General features: G+C 71.5%; 23 protein-coding genes. 11 read left to right on the plus strand and 12 right to left on the minus strand.

Going from position 1 to position 18,245, the window contains the following annotated elements; genetic code table 11:
• Positions 1-2: 2 nt before the first annotated feature.
• Both V6M57_RS08190 and V6M57_RS08195 read right to left on the minus strand, forming a co-directional pair.
• On the minus strand, positions 3-911 hold the full coding sequence (locus V6M57_RS08190; RefSeq protein WP_332814593.1) for a polyprenyl synthetase family protein: 909 nt from the start codon (positions 909-911) through the stop codon (positions 3-5).
• A complete protein-coding gene (locus V6M57_RS08195; RefSeq protein WP_332814493.1) occupies positions 908-1,135 on the minus strand; it encodes an exodeoxyribonuclease VII small subunit in 228 nt (75 codons plus the stop codon). Before V6M57_RS08195 ends, V6M57_RS08190 begins: the two co-directional genes overlap by 4 nt.
• 148 nt (positions 1,136-1,283) lie before the next feature.
• Here V6M57_RS08195 and V6M57_RS08200 point away from each other — a divergent pair, with 148 nt between their 5' ends.
• The 5 genes from V6M57_RS08200 to V6M57_RS08220 are packed head-to-tail and all read left to right on the plus strand — an operon-like array spanning position 1,284 to position 5,346.
• Complete coding sequence (locus tag V6M57_RS08200; protein WP_332814494.1) at positions 1,284-2,414, plus strand: aromatic ring-hydroxylating oxygenase subunit alpha; 1,131 nt, start codon at positions 1,284-1,286, stop codon at positions 2,412-2,414.
• A complete protein-coding gene (gene leuD / locus V6M57_RS08205) occupies positions 2,414-3,064 on the plus strand; it encodes a 3-isopropylmalate dehydratase small subunit (RefSeq protein ID WP_332814495.1) in 651 nt (216 codons plus the stop codon). Before V6M57_RS08200 ends, leuD begins: the two co-directional genes overlap by 1 nt.
• Positions 3,065-3,092: 28 nt before the next feature.
• Positions 3,093-3,965: a DMT family transporter gene (locus tag V6M57_RS08210; RefSeq protein WP_442968797.1), complete on the plus strand. Its 873-nt coding sequence runs from the start codon at positions 3,093-3,095 to the stop codon at positions 3,963-3,965.
• A 2-nt stretch (positions 3,966-3,967) separates the two neighbouring features.
• A complete protein-coding gene (locus tag V6M57_RS08215) occupies positions 3,968-4,858 on the plus strand; it encodes a sulfurtransferase (protein WP_332814497.1) in 891 nt (296 codons plus the stop codon).
• Between the two features lie 35 nt (positions 4,859-4,893).
• The gene (locus tag V6M57_RS08220; RefSeq protein ID WP_332814498.1) at positions 4,894-5,346 is read left to right on the plus strand and encodes a hypothetical protein; all 453 of its coding nucleotides are present in this window, start codon (positions 4,894-4,896) and stop codon (positions 5,344-5,346) included.
• An 81-nt stretch (positions 5,347-5,427) separates the two neighbouring features.
• On the opposite strand, the gene V6M57_RS08225 is transcribed toward V6M57_RS08220, so the two are convergent.
• From V6M57_RS08225 to V6M57_RS08255, 7 genes are all read right to left on the minus strand, one after another.
• Entirely contained in the window at positions 5,428-5,928 is a 501-nt protein-coding gene (locus V6M57_RS08225; protein WP_332814499.1) for a hemerythrin domain-containing protein, read from the minus strand.
• A gap of 16 nt (positions 5,929-5,944) precedes the next feature.
• On the minus strand, positions 5,945-6,160 hold the full coding sequence (locus tag V6M57_RS08230) for a hypothetical protein (protein WP_332814500.1): 216 nt from the start codon (positions 6,158-6,160) through the stop codon (positions 5,945-5,947).
• A gap of 66 nt (positions 6,161-6,226) precedes the next feature.
• Positions 6,227-6,673 (minus strand): hypothetical protein, encoded by a 447-nt coding sequence (locus V6M57_RS08235; RefSeq protein ID WP_332814501.1) that lies wholly within the window; start codon positions 6,671-6,673, stop codon positions 6,227-6,229.
• 42 nt (positions 6,674-6,715) lie between these two features.
• Positions 6,716-7,603, minus strand: a complete 888-nt coding sequence (locus V6M57_RS08240; protein WP_332814502.1) for an alpha/beta hydrolase — start codon at positions 7,601-7,603, stop codon at positions 6,716-6,718.
• Positions 7,604-7,741: 138 nt separating this feature from the next.
• Positions 7,742-8,470: a tyrosine-protein phosphatase gene (locus tag V6M57_RS08245; protein WP_332814503.1), complete on the minus strand. Its 729-nt coding sequence runs from the start codon at positions 8,468-8,470 to the stop codon at positions 7,742-7,744.
• 106 nt (positions 8,471-8,576) lie between these two features.
• Positions 8,577-8,813, minus strand: coding sequence for a hypothetical protein (locus V6M57_RS08250; RefSeq protein ID WP_332814504.1), 237 nt, complete (start codon positions 8,811-8,813; stop codon positions 8,577-8,579).
• Positions 8,814-8,935: 122 nt separating this feature from the next.
• Positions 8,936-9,475: a DUF4142 domain-containing protein gene (locus V6M57_RS08255; RefSeq protein ID WP_332814505.1), complete on the minus strand. Its 540-nt coding sequence runs from the start codon at positions 9,473-9,475 to the stop codon at positions 8,936-8,938.
• A gap of 103 nt (positions 9,476-9,578) precedes the next feature.
• Here V6M57_RS08255 and V6M57_RS08260 point away from each other — a divergent pair, with 103 nt between their 5' ends.
• Both V6M57_RS08260 and dsbD read left to right on the plus strand, forming a co-directional pair.
• The gene (locus V6M57_RS08260) at positions 9,579-9,971 is read left to right on the plus strand and encodes a hypothetical protein (RefSeq protein ID WP_332814506.1); all 393 of its coding nucleotides are present in this window, start codon (positions 9,579-9,581) and stop codon (positions 9,969-9,971) included.
• 224 nt (positions 9,972-10,195) lie between these two features.
• On the plus strand, positions 10,196-12,562 hold the full coding sequence (gene dsbD, locus V6M57_RS08265) for a protein-disulfide reductase DsbD (protein WP_332814507.1): 2,367 nt from the start codon (positions 10,196-10,198) through the stop codon (positions 12,560-12,562).
• Positions 12,563-12,606: 44 nt separating this feature from the next.
• Here dsbD and V6M57_RS08270 read toward each other — a convergent pair whose 3' ends face one another.
• On the minus strand, positions 12,607-13,158 hold the full coding sequence (locus V6M57_RS08270; RefSeq protein WP_332814508.1) for a hypothetical protein: 552 nt from the start codon (positions 13,156-13,158) through the stop codon (positions 12,607-12,609).
• Between the two features lie 109 nt (positions 13,159-13,267).
• On the minus strand, positions 13,268-14,821 hold the full coding sequence (gene gshA, locus V6M57_RS08275; protein ID WP_332814509.1) for a glutamate--cysteine ligase: 1,554 nt from the start codon (positions 14,819-14,821) through the stop codon (positions 13,268-13,270).
• A 166-nt stretch (positions 14,822-14,987) separates the two neighbouring features.
• Between gshA and V6M57_RS08280 the strand changes: the two genes are divergently transcribed.
• A complete protein-coding gene (locus V6M57_RS08280) occupies positions 14,988-15,458 on the plus strand; it encodes an SRPBCC family protein (RefSeq protein ID WP_332814510.1) in 471 nt (156 codons plus the stop codon).
• A 91-nt stretch (positions 15,459-15,549) separates the two neighbouring features.
• Positions 15,550-15,912, plus strand: coding sequence for an HPF/RaiA family ribosome-associated protein (locus V6M57_RS08285; protein WP_332814511.1), 363 nt, complete (start codon positions 15,550-15,552; stop codon positions 15,910-15,912).
• Positions 15,913-15,946: 34 nt separating this feature from the next.
• On the opposite strand, the gene V6M57_RS08290 is transcribed toward V6M57_RS08285, so the two are convergent.
• Positions 15,947-16,849, minus strand: a complete 903-nt coding sequence (locus tag V6M57_RS08290) for an aminotransferase class IV (RefSeq protein ID WP_332814512.1) — start codon at positions 16,847-16,849, stop codon at positions 15,947-15,949.
• Between the two features lie 77 nt (positions 16,850-16,926).
• On the opposite strand from V6M57_RS08290, the gene V6M57_RS08295 reads away from it, so the two are divergent.
• Together V6M57_RS08295 and V6M57_RS08300 are read left to right on the plus strand one after the other, a co-directional pair.
• Positions 16,927-17,739, plus strand: coding sequence for a TIGR00266 family protein (locus V6M57_RS08295; protein WP_332814513.1), 813 nt, complete (start codon positions 16,927-16,929; stop codon positions 17,737-17,739).
• 155 nt (positions 17,740-17,894) lie between these two features.
• On the plus strand, positions 17,895-18,245 hold the full coding sequence (locus V6M57_RS08300; RefSeq protein ID WP_332814514.1) for a PA2779 family protein: 351 nt from the start codon (positions 17,895-17,897) through the stop codon (positions 18,243-18,245).

The raw sequence follows: 18,245 nt of genomic DNA on the forward strand, positions 1-18,245 counted from the left end.
GTCTAGTTCTCGCGTTCCACCACCATGCGCGCCAGCGCGCGCAGCGCGCGCGTGTCGGCCAGGCCGCTGGCATCCAGCGCCGCGAGCGCCTCGGCCAGCAACTCGCGGGCATGGGCCCGCGAGGGCTCCAGCCCCAGCAGCGAGACATAGGTGGGCTTGTCCTGCTGCGCGTCCTTGCCGGCGGTCTTGCCCAGCGTCTGCGAATCGGCCGTGACGTCCAGGATGTCGTCGACCACCTGGAAAGCCAGTCCGACGGCCGCACCGTAGCGCTGCAGGGCCTGCAGCACCCGCGCGGACGGCTGGCCCGAGGCCGCACCCATCATCACGCTGGCCTGCAGCAGCGCGCCGGTCTTGAGGCGATGCATCCGGCGCAGCTCGTCCTCGGCGAGCGCCTGGCCGACACTGGCCAGGTCGATCGCCTGTCCGCCCGCCATGCCTTGCGCGCCGGCGGCGCGCGCGAGCAGGCGGCACAAGGCGGCCTGCACCGGCTCGCCGACGCCTTCGCCTTCCGGTGCCAGCAGCTCGAACGCCAGCGCCTGCAGCGCGTCGCCGGCCAGCAGCGCCCGCGCCTGGCCGAACCGCACGTGCACCGTCGGCTTGCCCCGGCGCAGCACGTCGTCGTCCATGCACGGCATGTCGTCGTGCACCAGCGAGTAGGCGTGGATCAGCTCCACCGCGCAGGCGGCGCGCAAGGCCGCCTGCGCATGCCCGCCCACCGCCTCGGCCGCGGCCAGGACCAATAGCGGACGCAGCCGCTTGCCGCCGTCGAGCACGGCATAGCGCATGGCCTCGCCGAGCCCCGCCGGGGCATCGGACGGCACCCAGCGGTCCAGGGCGGCTTCCACCTGCGCCAGCCGCCCGGCGCTCCAGGCGGGGAAATCGAAGGGCGCAAGCGCCTGCACGGCGGTCACTGCGGCGTCCACGGCTTGAGCGTGCCTTCGTCGAGCACCTGGATCTGGTCTTCCACCGCCTGCAGCTTGCCGCGGCAGAAAGCCAGCAGCTCGGCGCCTCGCTTGTAGCCCGAGAGCAGCTGCTCCAGCGGCAGCTGGCCGGACTCGATCACCTGCACCAGCTGCTCGAGCTCCTGCAGGGCCGCCTCGTAGCTCGCCGGTGGGTTGGACGGGTCCTGGGGCATGGATTTCTCGGGGAAAAAGCGTGGATTTTAGGACGGCAGGCCCCATCTGGACCCGGGGGCTACAATCGCCCTCCCTTTGCGCGCCCCTGTCCGCAGGATCATGCGCTTTCCCTGCCCCTTCATAGGGGGAGTCTCTAGGTCAGGTGAAATGTCTGATTTAAGTCTTCAATTCCAGCAGGCCCAAAGCCAACTTCCCGTCAGCAGCTATTTCGACGAGGCGCTGTTCCAGCGCGAGATGGAGACGATCTTCCAGCGCGGGCCCCGCTACCTGGGGCACTCCCTCAGCGTGCCGGAAGTCGGCGACTACTACGCCCTGCCGCAGGAAGGCGAGGGCCGCGCGCTGCTGCGCACCCCCGGCGGCGTGGAGCTGATCTCCAACGTCTGCCGGCACCGCCAGGCCGTGATGCTGCGCGGCAGCGGCTCCACCGCCGGCGGCAACATCGTGTGCCCGCTGCACCGCTGGACCTACAGCGCCGGCAACGGCAGCCGCGCCGGCACCCTGCTGGGCGCGCCGCACTTCCCGCAGGACCCGTGCCTGAACCTCAACAACTGGCGGCTGCGCGAGTGGAACGGCCTGCTGTTCGAGGACAACGGGGTGGACATCGAGGCCGAGCTGGCCGGCATGCGCCAGCGCGCCGACCTCGACTTCACCGGCATGGTGCTGGACCGGGTCGAGCTGCACGAATGCGACTACAACTGGAAGACCTTCATCGAGGTCTACCTGGAGGACTACCACGTCGGGCCGTTCCACCCGGGCCTGGGCAACTTCGTCACCTGCGAGGACCTGCGCTGGGAGTTCAAGGAGAATTTCTCGGTGCAGACCGTGGGGGTGGCCAACCGGCTGGGCAAGGCCGGCAGCCCGGTCTACGAGCGCTGGCAGAACGAACTGCTGGCGTACCGCAAGGGGGAGCCGCCGAAGTACGGCGCGATCTGGCTGACCTACTACCCGCACATCATGGTGGAGTGGTACCCGCACGTGCTCACCGTGTCGACGCTGCACCCGGTGTCGCCCCGCAAGACACTCAACATGGTGGCCTTCTTCTACCCGGAGGAGATCGCGGCGTTCGAGCGCGGCTTCGTCGAGGCGCAGCAGGCCGCCTACATGGAGACCTGCGTGGAGGACGACGAGATCGCCCTGCGCATGGATGCCGGCCGCAAGGCCCTGATGGAGCGCGGCGAGAACGAGGTCGGCCCCTACCAGAGCCCGATGGAAGACGGCATGCAGCACTTCCACGAGTGGTACCGGCGGCGCCTGGGCGCAGGCCGCTTCGCCGTCTGATGCCTTCCTTCCCGGGCGGTCGCCACGGCGGCACGGTGGTGCCGCTGGACCGCCCCAACGTCGACACCGACGCCATCTTCCCCAAGCAGTACGGCCGCTCCACCGCGCGCAGCGGATACGGCCCGGTGCTGTTCGACAACTGGCGCTACCTCGATCCCGGGGACCTCGGCTGCGACCACGCGCGGCGCCGGATCGACCCGGACTTCCCGCTCAACCGGCCGGAACTGCACGGCGCCACCGTGCTGCTGGCGCGCGAGAACTTCGGCTGCGGATCGAGCCGCGAGCATGCGGTGTGGGCGATCCGCGACCAGGGCCTGCGCGCCGTGCTGGCACCCAGCTTCGGCGACATCTTCCGGCAGAACTGCCCGCTCAACGGCGTCGCTGCGCTGCAGCTGGAGCGGGCCGCCGTCGACCGCCTGTTCGCCCGGGCAGCGGCCGCCCCGTTGCGCGTGGAGATCGACCTGCTGCAACGCCAGGTGCGCGCCGGCGGCGAGTGCTTCGGCTTTGCGCTCACCGCACGCGAGCTGCTGCTGCTGACCGAGGACGTCGACTGGATCGGCGCCACCCTTGCGCAGCGCGCGCGCATCGCCGCCTTCGAACAGCAGCGGCTGGCCAGACAGCCGTGGCTCGCGCGTTCCTGGCCCGACTGAGTCTCCCGCGCCCGTGCCAGCACTCTGGATGCTCATCGCATCCTTCTCGTTCGCCTCGATGGCGGTGTGCGTGAAGGTGGCCTCGGCCTGGTTCAACGCCGCCGAGCTGGTGTTCTACCGCGGGCTGGTGGGCATGCTGCTGATGTGGCTGATGGTGCGCCGGCAGGGCACCACGCTGCGGACCGCCCACCCCGGCATGCACGCCTGGCGCAGCCTGGTCGGCGTGATGTCGCTGGGAGCCTGGTTCTACGCCATCGCCGGCCTGCCGCTGGCCACCGCGATGACGCTCAACTACATGAGCAGCGTGTGGATCGCCGCCTTCCTGGTCGGCGGCGCACTGCTGGCCTGGAATCCCAGGGCCGACGCGCTGCGCCAGGGCCCGCTGGCGCTGGCCCTGCTGGCCGGCTTCGCCGGCGTGGTGATGATGCTGCGCCCCACCATCGACCAGAACCAGGTCTTCGCCGGCCTGGTGGGGCTGCTGTCCGGGCTGGGTGCGGCCTTCGCCTACCTGCAGGTGATGGCCCTGGGCCGCATCGGCGAGCCCGAGGCCCGCACGGTGTTCTACTTCGCGGTCGGATCGGCCGTCGCCGGCGGCGGCGGTATGCTGGTGGTGGGCGCCTCGGCGTGGGACTGGCATGCCCTGTGGCTGCTGCCCATGGCACTGCTGGCCTCGCTCGGCCAATGGGCGATGACGCGCGCTTACAGCCACGGCGCCACACTCGTGGTGGCCAATTTGCAATACTCCGGACTGGTGTTCGGTGCCCTCTACGGCGTGCTGCTGTTCGGCGAAGTCATCCCGCCGGTCGGCTGGCTCGGCATGGCGCTGATCATCGCCGGCGGCATCGCCGGCACTGTGCTGCGCGCGCGCGCCGCGCCCCACTCGCCGGCCGAGGAGCATTGAGCATGTACACCCTCCTGATCACCGCCGAACAGCTCGGCGCCCTGCAGTCCGAAGACGCGCGCCTCATGGTGTTCGACTGCAGCTTCGAGCTGGCCAACCCGGCCGCCGGCGCCGAGCAGTACCGCAAGGCGCACATCCCGGGTGCGGTCCATGCAGACCTCGACACCGCCCTGTCCGACCCGGGCGTCGTCGGCGCGGACGGCAGCCACCGTCCGCATGCGGACGCAGCCTCCGGCGGGCGCCACCCGCTGCCCAGCCGCGAGAAGTTCGCGATGTGGCTCAGCAGCGTGGGCTTCGCCAACGACATGCAGGCGGTGGTGTACGACCGGCAGAACGCCAGCTACTGCGGGCGCCTCTGGTGGATGCTGAAATGGGTCGGCCACGATGCCGTGGCCATCCTCGATGGCGGGCTGCAGGCGTGGCAGGCCGCGGGGGGCGAAGCGACCGGCCGCGAGGAGCCGGCCCACTTCCAGTCCAATTTCAGGCTCGGCCCGCCCCTGCGGCGGCTGGTGGGCACCGGCGAAGTGCTGGCGGCCCTGGAAACCGGCCGCCAGACGCTGGTCGATGCCCGCGCGCCGGCGCGCTTTCGAGGCGAGACCGAGCCGTTCGATCCGGTGGCCGGCCATATCCCCGGCGCGTTGAACCGGCCCTCCACCCGGAACGTCGGGCCCGACGGGAAATTCCGGCCGGCTGCCGAACTGCGCACCGAATTCGAGCAACTGCTGCAGGGCCGCGAGCCCGCCGGCGTGGTCCACCATTGCGGCAGCGGCGTCAGCGCCGTGCCCAACCTGGTCGCCATGGAACTGGCCGGCTTCGCGCCGACCGGGCTGTACGCCGGGAGCTGGAGCGAGTGGTGCAGGGATCCCGCCCGGCCGGTGGCCAGGGGCGGGTGAGGTCGGCGGCGGCGCCCCTCCTGCGGGCGCCGCCGGTGGCGGCTCAGCGCGTGGTGGTGCCGGTGCCGGTGCTGGGCGTGGAACTCGACGCGCCCATCGAACCCGAGCCGCTGGTGCTCGGGCTGGTGCTGCTGCTCGGGCTGCTGCTGGAACTGCCGCTCGCGCCCATGCCGCTGGTGCCCGACGAACCGCTCGAGCCCGAGCTGCTGGGCGAGGTGGTGCTGCCGCTGCTGCCCATGCTGGTGGAACCGCCGGAGCCGCTGCCCGACGGCGAGGTGGTGCTGCCGCTGGTCCCCGCCGTGCTGCTACCGGACCTCGTGCCCGCCGTGTCGCTGCCGCCTTGGCCGCACGCGGTCAGCGACAGGGCGGCAGCGGCGACGACCGCCAGCGCGGCACTGGAAAAGAAGGAAGCCTTCATCTGGATCTCCTGGTTGGTGTCTTGGGAAGACGAGAACACGGGCAGCCACGGCTGCCTGCGCCCACTCTAGGTCTGCCCAGCCGCGAGGCTGTCGTCTGCGACTGTCGAACTCTGTAGGACAGGCCGCCCGGGGCCGCGGCCACGCAAAGGCTCAGGCCAGCACCGAAGCCAGCAGTTCCTCGCGCAACGCCTCGGGCACCGCCTGCAACTCGCGCCGGCGAGCCGCCATGCGCCGGCCCAGCAGTTGCAGGTCGAGCCCGCCGGCCCGCACGCGCGGGAACACGGCTTCGCGTTCCTCGCGGAAGTGGTGGTCGGCATAGTCGCCGAGCACGCCGACCTTGGCGTCGTACAGATCCTCGTGCGGGTCCATCGACAGGATCTGCACCACCAGGTCGCGCACGCTGGCGTGCTCGACCTCGGCGCGGTCCATCAGGTCCGCGGCACGGATGGCTGCACGCGCCGGCGGATAGAACAGCTCGTCCTCGAGCTTGGCGTGGATGGTGAGTTCCAGGCAGATCCGCTCGGCCAGCGCCTTGCGGCTCGCCTCGGGCGCCTGGGCGGCGGCGAGTGCGCGGTAATCCTGGAACAGGCGGCGCAGCGCCTGGTGGTCGGCATCGAGCTGGTCGAGGGCGTCGTCGGCGGCCAGGGTCATGGGCGGTACCCCGGCTTCAGCGGCGCCGCTCGCCGGCCTCGGCGTCCGTCTTGCTGGCCTGCTTCATGGCCTTCTCGGCCGCCGTACCCTGCCGCTGCGGCGCCGGCTCGTTGCCACTTTCCGCCGTGCCGGCGTCCTGCGGCTGGATGTCGTCCGCCGGCGTGCTGCGCGTGCGATCCTGCTCCTGTTCCGGGGCGCGCTCGCCCGTGCCGGGTTTCCTTTGCGTATTCATCGAAGCTCCTGCTGGGCCTGTTGCTGTGGACGCTGCACTCTAGGCAAGCGGTGCCGCCCGCCCCTGTCAGCAGGCCTCCGGCGCTGCTGTAGGACACCGGCAACGAAGGCTCCCGCGCCAGGAACGCGGGCGCCGGGGCGACTTCTTCGCGTCGGGATCGCTGGGGCCGTTGCGTTCCGACAGGCCGGGTCCGGTCGGCTTGCCGAGCTCGCCGCTGTCGCCGCCTTGCGCGTCCCAGGTGCCGCCGGTCCGCGCCGTGTTGCCGCGCGGTCGCAATTCGCTGTCGTCGTCGAGGTTGACCGAGCCGCCGCCCATGGGCTTGTCGTCGGCGGCGCCGTGGTCCCGCTCGTTGACGCCGCCGGGTGCGACCAGGTCCGGCTGTTCGTCGCTGGTGAGGCCGACCTTGCGCTCCGCACTGGCCTGGCCGGCGGCGGCGCTGCGATCCGCTTCCGGGTCGGGGCGGCCGGCATTCCCGCGCGCCCCGCCGCCGGGCGATCGCGACTGTTTCGTCATGGGATTCCTTCAGAGGGGTTGGCTGCCTGCATCCTTGCCTCCTCAGGGCGCAGCGGCTGTAGGCGCCTCGCCGGACGGCGCGTAGGAAACCGGGGCCGCACCCAGCCCCGCGAGGCCGACCAGGGCCGAGGCGATGGCGCTGCGGAACGAGGGGAACTGGTGCATGTCGCCATGGCCCGCGCCTTCCACCAGCAGCAGCCGGCAGGTCGGCAACAGCTTGCGGATCGCCTCGCTGTGGTGATGGCCGATCAATTGGTCATGGTCGCCATGCACCAGCATCAGCGGTCCCTTGACCAGGCAGGCATGGTCCGCCGTCGGCAGCGGGTAGCGCAGCACGCGGCTGGGCACCCACGGAAAGCGCTCGTCGGCGAGCGCGCGCATGCTGCTGTAGGGCGAGATCAGCAGCGTCAGGTCGGGTGGCTGGCCGGCGGCGCCGAGCTGGGCCGACAGCCGCGCCGCCAGTGCCGTGCCCAGCGACTGGCCGGACACGACGATGCGGCGGCCGGCGTAATCGCCCGCCACCGCGTTCCAGACCGCGCGCACGTCCTCGTGCAGCTGCGCCTCGCTCTCGATGCGGCCGGTGCTCTTGCCGTAGCCGCGGTAGTCCATCATCACCACGTCGAACCCCAGCTCGCGGAACGCATCCAGGCCGGTGAACCACTTGCGCAGGTTGCCCGAGTTGCCGTGCAGGTAGAACACCATTCCGCGCGGTCGCGGCAGGCGCAGTTGTGCCACCGACAGGCGCGCTCCCGGCACGTCGACGCCGAATTCGCGCACGTCGGCATCGCCGAACAGGGGCTCGTCCGCCGGCAGCGGCACCGGCTCGAACAGGAGCCGCTCCTGCCGGAACCACAGCCAGGCGATCGCCGCGGCATACAGGGCCGCGCCCAGTGCGGGCACTCCGATCAGCGGATACAGCAACTTGCCCATGGTGGCGCGATCTTGATCGCGCCCGCAGCGCGGCTGCTGTCGGCGCCCAGGGGCCGATGAAGTAGGAGAACGGCTGGGCTTCGCGTGCGACCGGGGTCGGGGCGCCCGACGGCGGGGGCGCCCTGCGCGTGCAGGCGCTCAGCGCAGGTACAGCGCGCGCAGTCGCTCGCGCTCGGCCGGACCCAGGCCCAGCCCCTCGCGCAGGTAGGCGTCCAGCCCGCCGTAGTCCTGCCCGATCGCGTCCAGCGACGCCTGCAGGAACTCCGGCTGCACGCCCCACAGCACCCGGGCCACGTGCGGCTCGAGCCCGCGCCAGGCGGAGGCCGGGGGCTTCAGGCGCTGGTTGGTGAGCAGGTAGTCGTGCATCACTTCCTCGTGCGTGGCGCCCAGCGCGTGCAGCACCAGCGCCGCCGCGAACCCGGTCCGGTCCTTGCCGGCGGTGCAGTGGAACACGGTGGGGGCGTCCGACTCCAGCAGCAGCCGGAAGAACTCGGCGAACCGGTGGCTGCTGCCGCGCACGAAGCCGCGGTAGGTGTCCTGCATGTGGCTGACCACCTCGGCCTCGCCCAGGCGGTGGCCGGCGTCGACCAGCGCGGACAGGACCTGCACGATGGTGGGCTCGATGGCCAGCGAATGCACCTGCACCTGGGGCAGCGCGCAGGCGGCGGCGGCGCGCTCGTCCACGCCGCGGAAATCGAGCACCCGGCACACGCCCAGCGACTGGATCTGCCGGGCGTCGCTCGCATCGAGCGCGCCGAGGTGGTCGGAGCGGAACAGCACGTGCGGGCGGATGGCCACGCTGCGCACGTTGGCGGCGAGGTCGCGGAAGTTGGCGGGATGGGTGATCGAAGCGGAAAGGTCAGGCATCACCCCTGATTGTCGGCCAGGGGAAGCCCTCGGGCTGTCGCGCGGGCGCCCCGCGTGCGCGCCGTCCCGGGCCGGCGGCCCGGCCGGCGCGGCGCCCCGGCAAGCCTCAGCGGCCCTTGCTGCGGCCGCTGCTGCCCGTGTGGCGCTCGTCCTTGACGGAACCGGCCGGGCTGCTGCTGCGGGTGGCCTTTTGGCCGGCTTCGGCGCGGCCGGTGCTGCCGGTGCTGCCGGTGCTGCCGGTGCTGCCGGTGCTGCCGGTATTGGCCTGGCCGCGGCTGGCGCGGCTGCCGCTGTTGCCGCTGCTGCGGCTGCTACCCGGGGACGAAGACTTCGAAGATCGCATGGCTCGCTCCTTTGGGGTATGTGCCCCGGCGCACCGTGCAGCCGGGCGCGGCCTGACTGTAGGCAGGCCCCCGGCAGCGTCTGTCGGTGCATGCGCGGCGCTGGTGTAGGAGGCGGTCCGCTTCATGCGGCCGGCGCCGCGGCCAGCGACCGCGCCACGGCCAGGTGGCTTCGCAGCGCCGGCAACTGCCCGCTGAACCAGCGGCGAAGCGCGGTGTCGATCACCGCCACGCCCGCGTCCTCGTGCAGCGCGACGAGCCGCTCCTGGTCCTGCAGGCCGGCGATCGGCACGAAGCGCTGGTCGAACCCCTCGGCGCCGGGCTGCAGGCTGGCCAGCCGCCGCTCCAGGTAGGCCGGCAGGGTGGCGCGCGGCGCGATCGAGCGCGCCTGCAACAGGCCCAGCAACGCCGCGTTGGCCGCCCCGTGGTGTTCGACCAGCAGGCGCCCGAAGGCCTGCAGGTCGGCCCGCTGCGCGTGGGCCTGGGCCAGCTGTCCGGCGGCGAGTTCGTACAGGCCGAGGCCGGCTGCGCGCAGTGCCAGCACCTGGTCGTCGGGCGCGAGCTGCCCCCGCCGGGCAGCCGAAGCACAGCCGGCCAGCAGCGGACAGGCCGCCAGGGCGGCCACGAGGGTGCGGCGCGGGTGGTCGATGGCTGGCAAGCGCATGGCAGGTCCTCCGGCTTGGCCGTGAGCGGGCAATCGATGTGCCGGCCGCCGGCTACGGTCCTGTCCAGCGCACGACGCGCCGCCGTTTTGCTAAGGTGTGTCCATGGCTGTCCACCCGCTCTCCGCCCTGCTGTCCGGACTCGTGCTGGCCGCCAGTGCGGCGCATGCCAACGGCGACGCTCCCGCCGGAGGCGAGCCTGCGGCTGCGGCCCAGGTGGCCGGCCTGTGGTGTGGCGACGGGCTGCTGCACGAGTTCAGCCTGCGGCTGAACCAGGACGGGGAGCAGGTCGAAGGCGAATTGCTGCGCAAGGGCCGCGTCCGCAGCATCGAGGGACGCATCGACGGCCAGGTGCTGCGCACCCAGTCCACCAAGGTCGGTGCGCTGGTGCTCGAAAAGCAGGGGGAGGAACTGCGCGTGACCGGGGGCGACGGTCCGATCGCGCTGGCGCGCGGGACATCGTTCCGCCGCAGCCCCGGAGCGACCTGCGCCAGCTGATCTGCGCCAGCTCACAGGACGCCTGAACGCGCGGGGCGGGCAAAGCCCGCCTGCACGAGGCCGTGTCGATCGACCTGCGAAGCCGGATGCGGACGCCGACCGACGCGCGCCGGGCTTTGCGGTGAGCGGGCCCCGCCTCCACTCGTTTTCCGCTTGATTCGCCTCAATCCGGGCCCGCCGCGCACGAATACTGGGTTGGCCGCGAGTGGCAGGGAGGGCGCCCGATGGACATGACCAGAGCTGTCCTGTCCCTGGGGCGGATCGGAGCGCTCCTTGCCTTGCTGGCGATGGCTGGACAGGTCCACGGCTTCACGGCTGCGGCCGACGCGCGGCCCGGACCCGGTGCAGGATCCCCGCTCGGCAGCATCGAGGGCTGGCCGGACCGGGGTATCCGGCCGAGCCTGCTCGAGCCCGGGGAGGCCTTCCGGCTCGAGGTCCGTGCCAGCGCTGCCGACACGGTGGTCGTGAGCCTGAGGCCCGCACGGCAGTATTACCTGTACCGGGACAGCATCCGCGTTTCCGTGGTCAAGCCCGCCGCGATCGAGATCGCCGGCGTGACGCTGCCGCGCGGCAATCCGAAGCTCGATCCGACCTTCGGAACGGTGGAAGTGTTCGATGGCCAGGTGGACGCGCTCGTCGCGCTGAAGCGTCCGGGCACCGGCAGTGGCGAAGAACTCCACCTGCGCGTGAGCTATCAGGGCTGCAAGGAATCGGCGGGCCTGTGCTATGCACCGGTGGAACAGACCGTCGCGGTTGCACTTCCGGCAGCAGCCCCCGCTGCAAGCGCCGGCGCCTCGCGAGCCGGCGCGGCAGCGAGCCCTTCCGCGGCTTCGGACGACGGGCGCTTCCGGGAGGTCTTCACCAGCGGCGGCAACTGGACGGTCGTCGCCGCGTTCTTCGGCTTCGGCCTGCTGTTGGCGTTCACGCCCTGCACGCTGCCGATGCTCCCCATCCTCTCCAGCATCATCGTCGGACCCGGGCAGCACGCCGGGCGCCGGCAGCTGGTCACCCTGTCCTGCGTCTATGTCCTGGGCATGGCCATGACCTACGCGATCGCCGGCGCGGCAGCGGGGCTGGCCGGCACCTTGCTCTCGGGGTACCTGCGCAATCCATGGGTGGTCGGCGGACTCGCCGCCATCTTCGTGGTGCTCGCCTGCTCGATGTTCGGGCTGTTCGAACTGCAGTTGCCGACCGCACTGCAAAGCCGGCTGGGCTCGGGTCGCCGGCTGCGCGGCGGCCGGGTGGCCAGCGTGTTCGGAATGGGCGTGCTGTCCGCAGTCATCGTCGGCCCCTGCGTGTCGGCGGCCCTTGCCGGTGCGCTGCTGTACATCGGCCAGACGCGCGACGTGGTACTGGGCGGCCTTGCCTTGTTTGCCCTTGCCGTCGGCATGGGCGTTCCACTGCTGGTGCTCGGCGCCACGGCGGGGACCCTTCTGCCCCGGGCCGGCCCCTGGATGGAAAGCGTGAAGCGGGTGGTCGGCGTCGCCATGCTGGCGCTGGCCATCTACATGGCGTCACCCCTCGTCCCGCTGCCTGTGCAGCACCTGCTCTGGGCCGCCCTGCTCGTCGTCGTGTCGGTGTACCTCCACGCGATCGATCCCCTGCCCGTGGACGCCCCCGGGCACCAGCGGCTGTTCAAGGGCATGGGGGTGCTGGCGCTGCTGCTCGGCGGGGCGCTGCTGCTCGGCGCCGCATCGGGCAGCCGGGACTTGCTGCAGCCCCTTGCAGCGCTGCGCGGCGCAGGTGCACTGGAACGACAGAAGCTGGACTTCCAGCGGGTGGACAGCCTGGCGGAGCTGGAACAGCGCCTCGAGGCGGCCCGCGGACGGCCGGTGATGCTGGATTTCTGGGCCGAGTGGTGCGTGTCGTGCCTGGAAATGGACCGCTCCACTTTCAGCGATCCCCGCGTCCAGGCGCGACTCGGGGAGATGGTGCTGCTGCGTGCCGACTTGACCGCCACCCGTCCGGAACACCATGAACTGCTGCGTCGCTTCGCCCTGTTCGGACCGCCGGGCATCGTGTTTTTCGACCGGGAAGGCCGGGAGTTGCCGCTGCGGATGATCGGCCACCAGTCGCCCGAGCAGTTCCTGCGGAACCTCGAGCGGCTCAGGAGCCAACGGGCGTGGAGCGCGCCGCAGGCCCAGGCGCTCGCCGCGGCTGCAGGATGCGTGCGCCGCCGGCCCACGGTTGCGGTCGGCCGACTCCTACAGCCGCGGGCGCCGCTGCACGCGAGACTGGCGCCAATCATCGGCAGCGGGGCTCGCGTCGTGCAGGATCTGCCGTTCGGCACCCTTCTCTATCGCTACTTCTTTTTCGGCTGGCTGTTCAGGGACGTCACCCACGGCAGCATGTTCGAGCGTGCCGCCGCATGGCGCCACAACCGCGAGCAGGCGCGCTGGCTGCCCACCTACCTGTGGCGATGGATCTGGTGGGGCCTGTTCTTCTACGGGTTGGGCGGCGTGGTCGAGATCCTGCTGGAGTCGCCCATCCTGTCGCTGCTGTTCTACGTGCCCAGCGCGCTGAGCGTGCCGGTGGTCGCGGTGACGCTCGCGGCCTGGATCGGCCTGAAGGCGATCCGCGGTCCGCTGTAGCGGGCCATCAGCGGCGACCGCGACGGGGGTCGTCCGTCACTCGCTCACAGCCGGCCGAGGTCGGTGATCGCGTCCACCACCATCGAGGTGCCGACCGCGATCAGCAGGATGTCGGCGGCCACCCGCACGTACTTGTGCCCGGACGGCGGCGGCGGCAGCTGCACCACCACGGCGGCCGGAACCGGGTAGAACACCACGCTGGACGGCAGCGGCTGGCCGATCGCGTACTTCTTGGCCTGGCCGGGCGGCAGGCAGCCGTTGTTCTTCTTGGCCAGCCCCGGCGGGCAGCCCTTGCGGCTTCCGTAGTGCTCGCCGTACCAGCGGTGCGCGGCCTGCCGGTCGCGCTCGTCGAAGTAGCCGCCCACGCGCGCCTCGCGGCGCTCGACCTTGCCGGTGCGCCGGTCCTGGTGCCGGGCCTCGCCGCGATCCCGTCCGGCCTTGCCGTCCCTGGCGTCGCCGCGACCCGGTCCGCCCTTGTTGTGCTTGTCCCTGCCCGGGCCGGCCCATTCCGGCTTTTCGGCCCGCGCGGGCCCGCTGCCCAGGATCATGGCCACCAGTGCGGAAAGCACCACGGCATTGGCTCGTCGCTTGTTCATCCCGTCCCCATTCGATAGCTCAGGCGCCCAGTGTGGCTCGGCCGTGCGAGCGGCACGTTTCCGGCGGCGCAACACCTGTTACAGGAAGCAGCAGGAATCGAGCGGCGGCTCAGACGGCCGCCAGGGCCGGCTCGACCGCGGCCTGGGTCAGCTGCAGCCGCTCGGGCGAGACGTACTGCTGGCGGTAAGCCTCGAAGGCCAGCGTGTCGCGCGCCTCGATCGCCTTCTGCTCCTCCAGCGACTGGCGGGCCAGCCCCGCGAAGCGCGCCTGCTCGGAAGCGCTGAACGGCAGCGACAGCAGCTTGGCGTGGATCTGCCTCGATTGCGCGCGCACGAAGGCGAGGAAGGAGTTGCCGTGATCCTGCCGCATCACGTCCAGCACACGCGCCGACGGCAGCAGGCCGGGGTCCTCGACCATGGTGCGGGCAGCGCGCAGCGTATCGGCGTGGTCGCTGGTGCCGTGGGCGGCATCCAGCGCTGCCGCCACCGGACCGAAGGCTTCGAGCAGCTCGTGGGCCCAGTCCGCCAGCGCCACCGGCTTGCCGCCACGCTCCAGCTGCAGGCCGGGCTGGCGCCCGAAGGCCGCCGTCTTGTGCTGGTTGCGACCGATCTCGGCGATCTCCGCCGGCGTGTCCGGCGGGCTGTCGGCCAGCAGGCAGTGCAGCAGGAACACGTCGAGGAAGCGCACGGTGGTGGCCTTCAGGCCCACCGCGACGAAGGGGTCGAGGTCGAGCAGCCGCACCTCCACGTATTCGACGCCGCGCTCGCGCAGCGCGTGCAGCGGCCGCTCGCCCGGCCGGATCACGCGCTTGGGCCGGATGGTGCCGTAGAACTCGTTCTCGATCTGCAGCAGGCTGGTGGCCAGCTGGTTGTATTCGCCGCCGGGGTTCATCAGGCCCACGGCCTCGTACGCCGGGTAGGGACGGGTCAGCGCCTCGTGCAGCGAAGCGGCGTAGCCGTCCAGCCCGTTGTAGCTGACCGCCAGGCTGGCCTGGGCCTCGCTCTGGTAGCCCAGCCGGCCCATGCGCAGCGAGGTACCGTGGGGCATGAACAGCGTGCCGTCGGAAAGGGGCTGCAGCTCGTGCTGGCGCCCGTCGACGAAGGACGACGCCACGGCCGGCGAGGCGCCGAACAGGTACAGCAGCAGGAAGGCGTGGCGGCGGAAATTGCGGATCAGCGCGAAATACTCGTCGCTGCCCACGCCCGGCATGGACCAGTTGTAGTGGATGCCGGAGATGGTCTGCATGCGGCGGCCGTAGCGGTACGCCAGGCCCATGCGGTAGACGCTCTTGGCGCGCCCGACATTGGAGCAGCCGTAGCGCCCGATCGGGATCGTCTCCGCGGGCGGCAGCCGGCACGGCATGCTGGAAGCCCACATCATCTCGTCCTGCAGGCTGCGGGCCGTGTACTGGTGGATGCGCAGCAGCTCCTCCAGGCAGGTCTCGGGCGTGGCGTGCACGCCGGTGATGAGCTCCAGCTGCGACTCGCTGTAGTCGGTGGTGATGTGGGGGTGCGTGAGCGCCGAGCCGAGCGCCGCCGGGTGCGGCGTGAGCGCCAGGTTGCCCGCCGCGGTGGCGCGCAGGCTCTCCTTCTCGACACCCCGGCGCATGCCCTTGAGCCGGTCGGCGTTCAGGCGGTTCAGGGCTTGTTGCAGTCGGCTCATGTCATTCACGGGAGTGTTGCCCCGTGTCCGGGTCTGCCACGAAGGTAACACCATCGGCAAAATCCCGGCGGCCGCGACAGGGAATCACGGTTGGGCTAAACACCGGGGCGCGGGCGTGCGCCGGCGGCTGGCAGAATCGGCCGGGACAGCACAACAGGAGGCGCCCATGGCGATCACCGTTCCCGTCCACATGGGCTACGAGCTCGAGGTCAAGGCCCCGGCGGCCGAAGTCTTCGAACTGCTCTCGGACGTGCCGGCGTCGGTGTCGTTCTTCCCCAAGGTGCGCAAGCTCACCGACCTGGGCGACGGCGTGTACCAGTGGGAGATGGACAAGGTGGGCACCCCGCAGGTCAACATCCAGACCGTCTACGCCAGCCGCTACAGCGCCAGCAGGGCCAGGGGCACCGTGACGTGGAAGCCGGTGCCGGGCATCGGCAACGCGCAGGTGGGTGGCGGCTGGAAGATCACCGGGCGCAAGGGTTCCACCCACATCGAGCTGAAGATCGATGGCGAGCTCACCGTGCCGCTGCCCGCGCTGATGAAGCTGGTGGTGGCGCCGGTGGTCGAGTCCGAGTTCGAGAAGCTGGTCGAGAAATACCTCGCCAACCTGGCCCGCAGGTTCGGCGGCGAAGTCTGACGCCGGGCCAGCAGCCTGCCTTGTCCTACACCCCTTCGGGGAGCGCGTGGCCACACTGGGGGCTGCAGCACAAGCATGAAAGGACGCGCCCATGCAGGTCCTGGTGAACACCAGCAATGGCATCGAGAACACGGACAGCCTCGAGCGCTGGGCCTCCGGCTTCCTCAACGACGCGCTGGCACGGTTCGGCGAGGACATCACCCGCATCGAGGTCCAGCTGAGCGACACCAACAGCGCCAAGAGCGGCCCGCACGACAAGCGCTGCATGCTGGAGGCCCGCCTGGCCGGCACCGAGCCGGTCGCGGCCACGCATCACGCGCCGTCGCAGGACGAAGCCTTCCGCGGCGCCACCCAGCGCCTGATCAAGCTGCTGGACAGCAAGCTGGGCAAGCTCGACCGGCGCGAGCACCGCGACCGGGAAACCATCCGGCGCGAGGGCGGACCCGGCGAATGAGGGCGCGCAGCGCAGCGGGGTGCGCCCCGCCCCTTCAGTATTCGACCGGCGTGCTGTAGCGCGGGTCCCGGTGCAGGTCCCAGTAGGCCTGCACCAGGCGCCGGGTGACCGGCCCCGGCGCGCCGTCGCCCACCGGCTGGCCGTCGACGCGGGTGACCGGCAGTACGCCGCCGCCCGAGCTGCTGAGGAAGGCCTCCTGCGCGCCGCGCAGTTCGGCGGCGGGCAGCGCGCGCAGCGACACCGGAATGGCGAGCGAGCGGGCCAGCTCGATCACGGTGCGCCGGGTGATGCCCTCGAGCACGCCTTCGGCCGGGGTGACGAGCCCGCCGTCGATCACCGCGAACACGTTGAAGCCGGGACCCTCCACCACGTGGCCGGCGGCATCCGACAGCAGCACCGTGTCGCCGCCCGCGTCCAGCGCGCCCAGCAGGCCCATCGTCAGGTCGTTCCAGTGGTAGTTCTTGGCGCGCGGGTCCACGCTGGACGGCGGGATGCGCTGCACGTCGCTCACCACCACGTCCAGGCCGCGCCGGCGCTGCTCCTCGTTGGCGATCCACACGTAGGGCACGGCAAAGGCGTGGAACTGGTTGACGGCCTGGCGCGGGTCGCGCGAGCCCCAGGGCGGCTGGCCGCGGGTGACGATCATTTCCACGTAGGACTCGCGCAGCCCCGCGCGGCGCACGCAACCGGCCAGGATCTGCGCCACCTCGCCGCGCGGGCGGCCCGGGTCGAGCCGGAAGCGGCGGCAGCTCTCGAAGAAGCGGTCCAGGTGGGCGTCGAGCCGGAAGAAGGCGCCCTGCCACACGGTCACCACGTCGTAGGTGGCGTCCGATCGCAGGAAGCCCCAGTCGGTGATCGGGATCGAGGCCTGGTCGACCGGCAGGTACTGGCCGCGCTGCCAGGCGCAACCGCGGGAGAAGTCGGGCGTGCTGTCCATGGGGCCATTCTGGCCCAGCCGCGGTTCGCTACCATCCGGCGATACCTTTTCAGCGCCGACGGCAAGGAAGCAGGCACATGGCAATGGACGTGATCGACTACGAGATCCGCGGATCGGAAATGCAGTTCGTCGAGATCGAGCTCGATCCCGGCGAGGCGGCCATCGGCGAGGCCGGCAGCATGATGTTCATGGACGCCGGCATCGCCATGGACACGGTGTTCGGCGACGGCAGCGCCCAGCAGGGCGGCCTGTTCGGCAAGCTGCTGGGGGCCGGCAAGCGGCTGGTGACGGGCGAGTCCCTGTTCACCACCATCTACAGCAACAACGCGCAGGGCAAGCAGCGCGTGGCCTTCGCCGCGCCCTACCCCGGCAAGATCCTGCCGATGGACCTGCGCCAGACGGGCGGCACCCTGGTCTGCCAGAAGGACGCCTTCCTGTGCGCGGCGCGCGGCGTGTCGCTGGGCATCGCGCTGCAGCGCAAGCTGTCCACCGGCTTCTTCGGCGGCGAGGGCTTCATCATGCAGAAGCTCGAAGGCGACGGCCTGGCCTTCGTGCATGCGGGCGGCACCGTGGTCCGGCGCGAGCTGAAGGCGGGCGAGTCGCTGCTGGTGGACACCGGCTGCGTGGTCGCGTACACGGCCGGCGTCGCGTTCGACATCCAGTTCGTGGGCAAGGTCAGGACCGCCCTGTTCGGCGGCGAAGGCCTGTTCTTCGCCCGCATGGCCGGGCCCGGCACGGTGTGGCTGCAAAGCCTGCCGTTCTCGCGCCTGGCCTCGCGCGTGTTCGCGGCGGCGCCCCAGCGCGGCGGCGCACGCGAGGAAGGCTCGGTGCTGGGCGGCTTCGGCGCCGGCGGCCTGCTCGGCTCGGTGCTGGGCGGCGACGACGAGTAGCAGGCACTTGCGGCCCGGGGATGGCCGGGGCCGGGGCGGGCTGCTCATCCGTGGCGTCCAGTCCACACAGGGATGACTGGCGCGCGTATATTGGCCTCGCGCCGCGGCCGCAAGCCGGCGCGCGTCCCGTCCCGCAACCGACAAGGAGCCCGAAGATGAACCTGAAGAAGATGACCTGCCGCGCCCTGATCGTCTCGATGTTCGCGCTGTCCTTCCAGACGGCGAGCGCCGGCCTGATCGGCGCCGACCAGGCGGCGCCGGCGACTGCGCAGGCCGATCGCGCCGCGGTGCTCGAGGTGCTGGCCCGCGCCGACACGGCCTCGCAGCTGGAGGCGCTGGGCGTGGATCCGCTGCAGGCGCGCGACCGCGTGGCCGCGATGAGCGACCAGGAGGTGGCGCAGCTGGCCGCCGACGTCCGCCAGGCGCCCGCCGGCGCCGACGGGGGCACCGTGCTCGCCGTCCTGGTGATCGCCGCCGCGATCTGGTACTTCGCGTACCGCCGCTGA

Origin of the sequence: Ramlibacter sp. (assembly GCF_036676645.1) — a bacterium.
GTDB lineage: Bacteria > Pseudomonadota > Gammaproteobacteria > Burkholderiales > Burkholderiaceae_C > Ramlibacter.

Coding starts and splice junctions, on each gene's coding strand:
- V6M57_RS08195 (WP_332814493.1), bottom strand. CDS start 1,135: ATGCCCCAGGACCCGTCCAACCCACCGGCGAGCTACGAGGCGGCCCTG.
- V6M57_RS08200 (WP_332814494.1), top strand. CDS start 1,284: ATGTCTGATTTAAGTCTTCAATTCCAGCAGGCCCAAAGCCAACTTCCC.
- leuD (WP_332814495.1), top strand. CDS start 2,414: ATGCCTTCCTTCCCGGGCGGTCGCCACGGCGGCACGGTGGTGCCGCTG.
- V6M57_RS08210 (WP_442968797.1), top strand. CDS start 3,093: ATGCTCATCGCATCCTTCTCGTTCGCCTCGATGGCGGTGTGCGTGAAG.
- V6M57_RS08215 (WP_332814497.1), top strand. CDS start 3,968: ATGTACACCCTCCTGATCACCGCCGAACAGCTCGGCGCCCTGCAGTCC.
- V6M57_RS08225 (WP_332814499.1), bottom strand. CDS start 5,928: ATGACCCTGGCCGCCGACGACGCCCTCGACCAGCTCGATGCCGACCAC.
- V6M57_RS08230 (WP_332814500.1), bottom strand. CDS start 6,160: ATGAATACGCAAAGGAAACCCGGCACGGGCGAGCGCGCCCCGGAACAG.
- V6M57_RS08235 (WP_332814501.1), bottom strand. CDS start 6,673: ATGACGAAACAGTCGCGATCGCCCGGCGGCGGGGCGCGCGGGAATGCC.
- V6M57_RS08240 (WP_332814502.1), bottom strand. CDS start 7,603: ATGGGCAAGTTGCTGTATCCGCTGATCGGAGTGCCCGCACTGGGCGCG.
- V6M57_RS08245 (WP_332814503.1), bottom strand. CDS start 8,470: ATGCCTGACCTTTCCGCTTCGATCACCCATCCCGCCAACTTCCGCGAC.
- V6M57_RS08250 (WP_332814504.1), bottom strand. CDS start 8,813: ATGCGATCTTCGAAGTCTTCGTCCCCGGGTAGCAGCCGCAGCAGCGGC.
- V6M57_RS08255 (WP_332814505.1), bottom strand. CDS start 9,475: ATGCGCTTGCCAGCCATCGACCACCCGCGCCGCACCCTCGTGGCCGCC.
- V6M57_RS08260 (WP_332814506.1), top strand. CDS start 9,579: ATGGCTGTCCACCCGCTCTCCGCCCTGCTGTCCGGACTCGTGCTGGCC.
- dsbD (WP_332814507.1), top strand. CDS start 10,196: ATGGACATGACCAGAGCTGTCCTGTCCCTGGGGCGGATCGGAGCGCTC.
- V6M57_RS08270 (WP_332814508.1), bottom strand. CDS start 13,158: ATGAACAAGCGACGAGCCAATGCCGTGGTGCTTTCCGCACTGGTGGCC.
- gshA (WP_332814509.1), bottom strand. CDS start 14,821: ATGAGCCGACTGCAACAAGCCCTGAACCGCCTGAACGCCGACCGGCTC.
- V6M57_RS08280 (WP_332814510.1), top strand. CDS start 14,988: ATGGCGATCACCGTTCCCGTCCACATGGGCTACGAGCTCGAGGTCAAG.
- V6M57_RS08285 (WP_332814511.1), top strand. CDS start 15,550: ATGCAGGTCCTGGTGAACACCAGCAATGGCATCGAGAACACGGACAGC.
- V6M57_RS08290 (WP_332814512.1), bottom strand. CDS start 16,849: ATGGACAGCACGCCCGACTTCTCCCGCGGTTGCGCCTGGCAGCGCGGC.
- V6M57_RS08295 (WP_332814513.1), top strand. CDS start 16,927: ATGGCAATGGACGTGATCGACTACGAGATCCGCGGATCGGAAATGCAG.
- V6M57_RS08300 (WP_332814514.1), top strand. CDS start 17,895: ATGAACCTGAAGAAGATGACCTGCCGCGCCCTGATCGTCTCGATGTTC.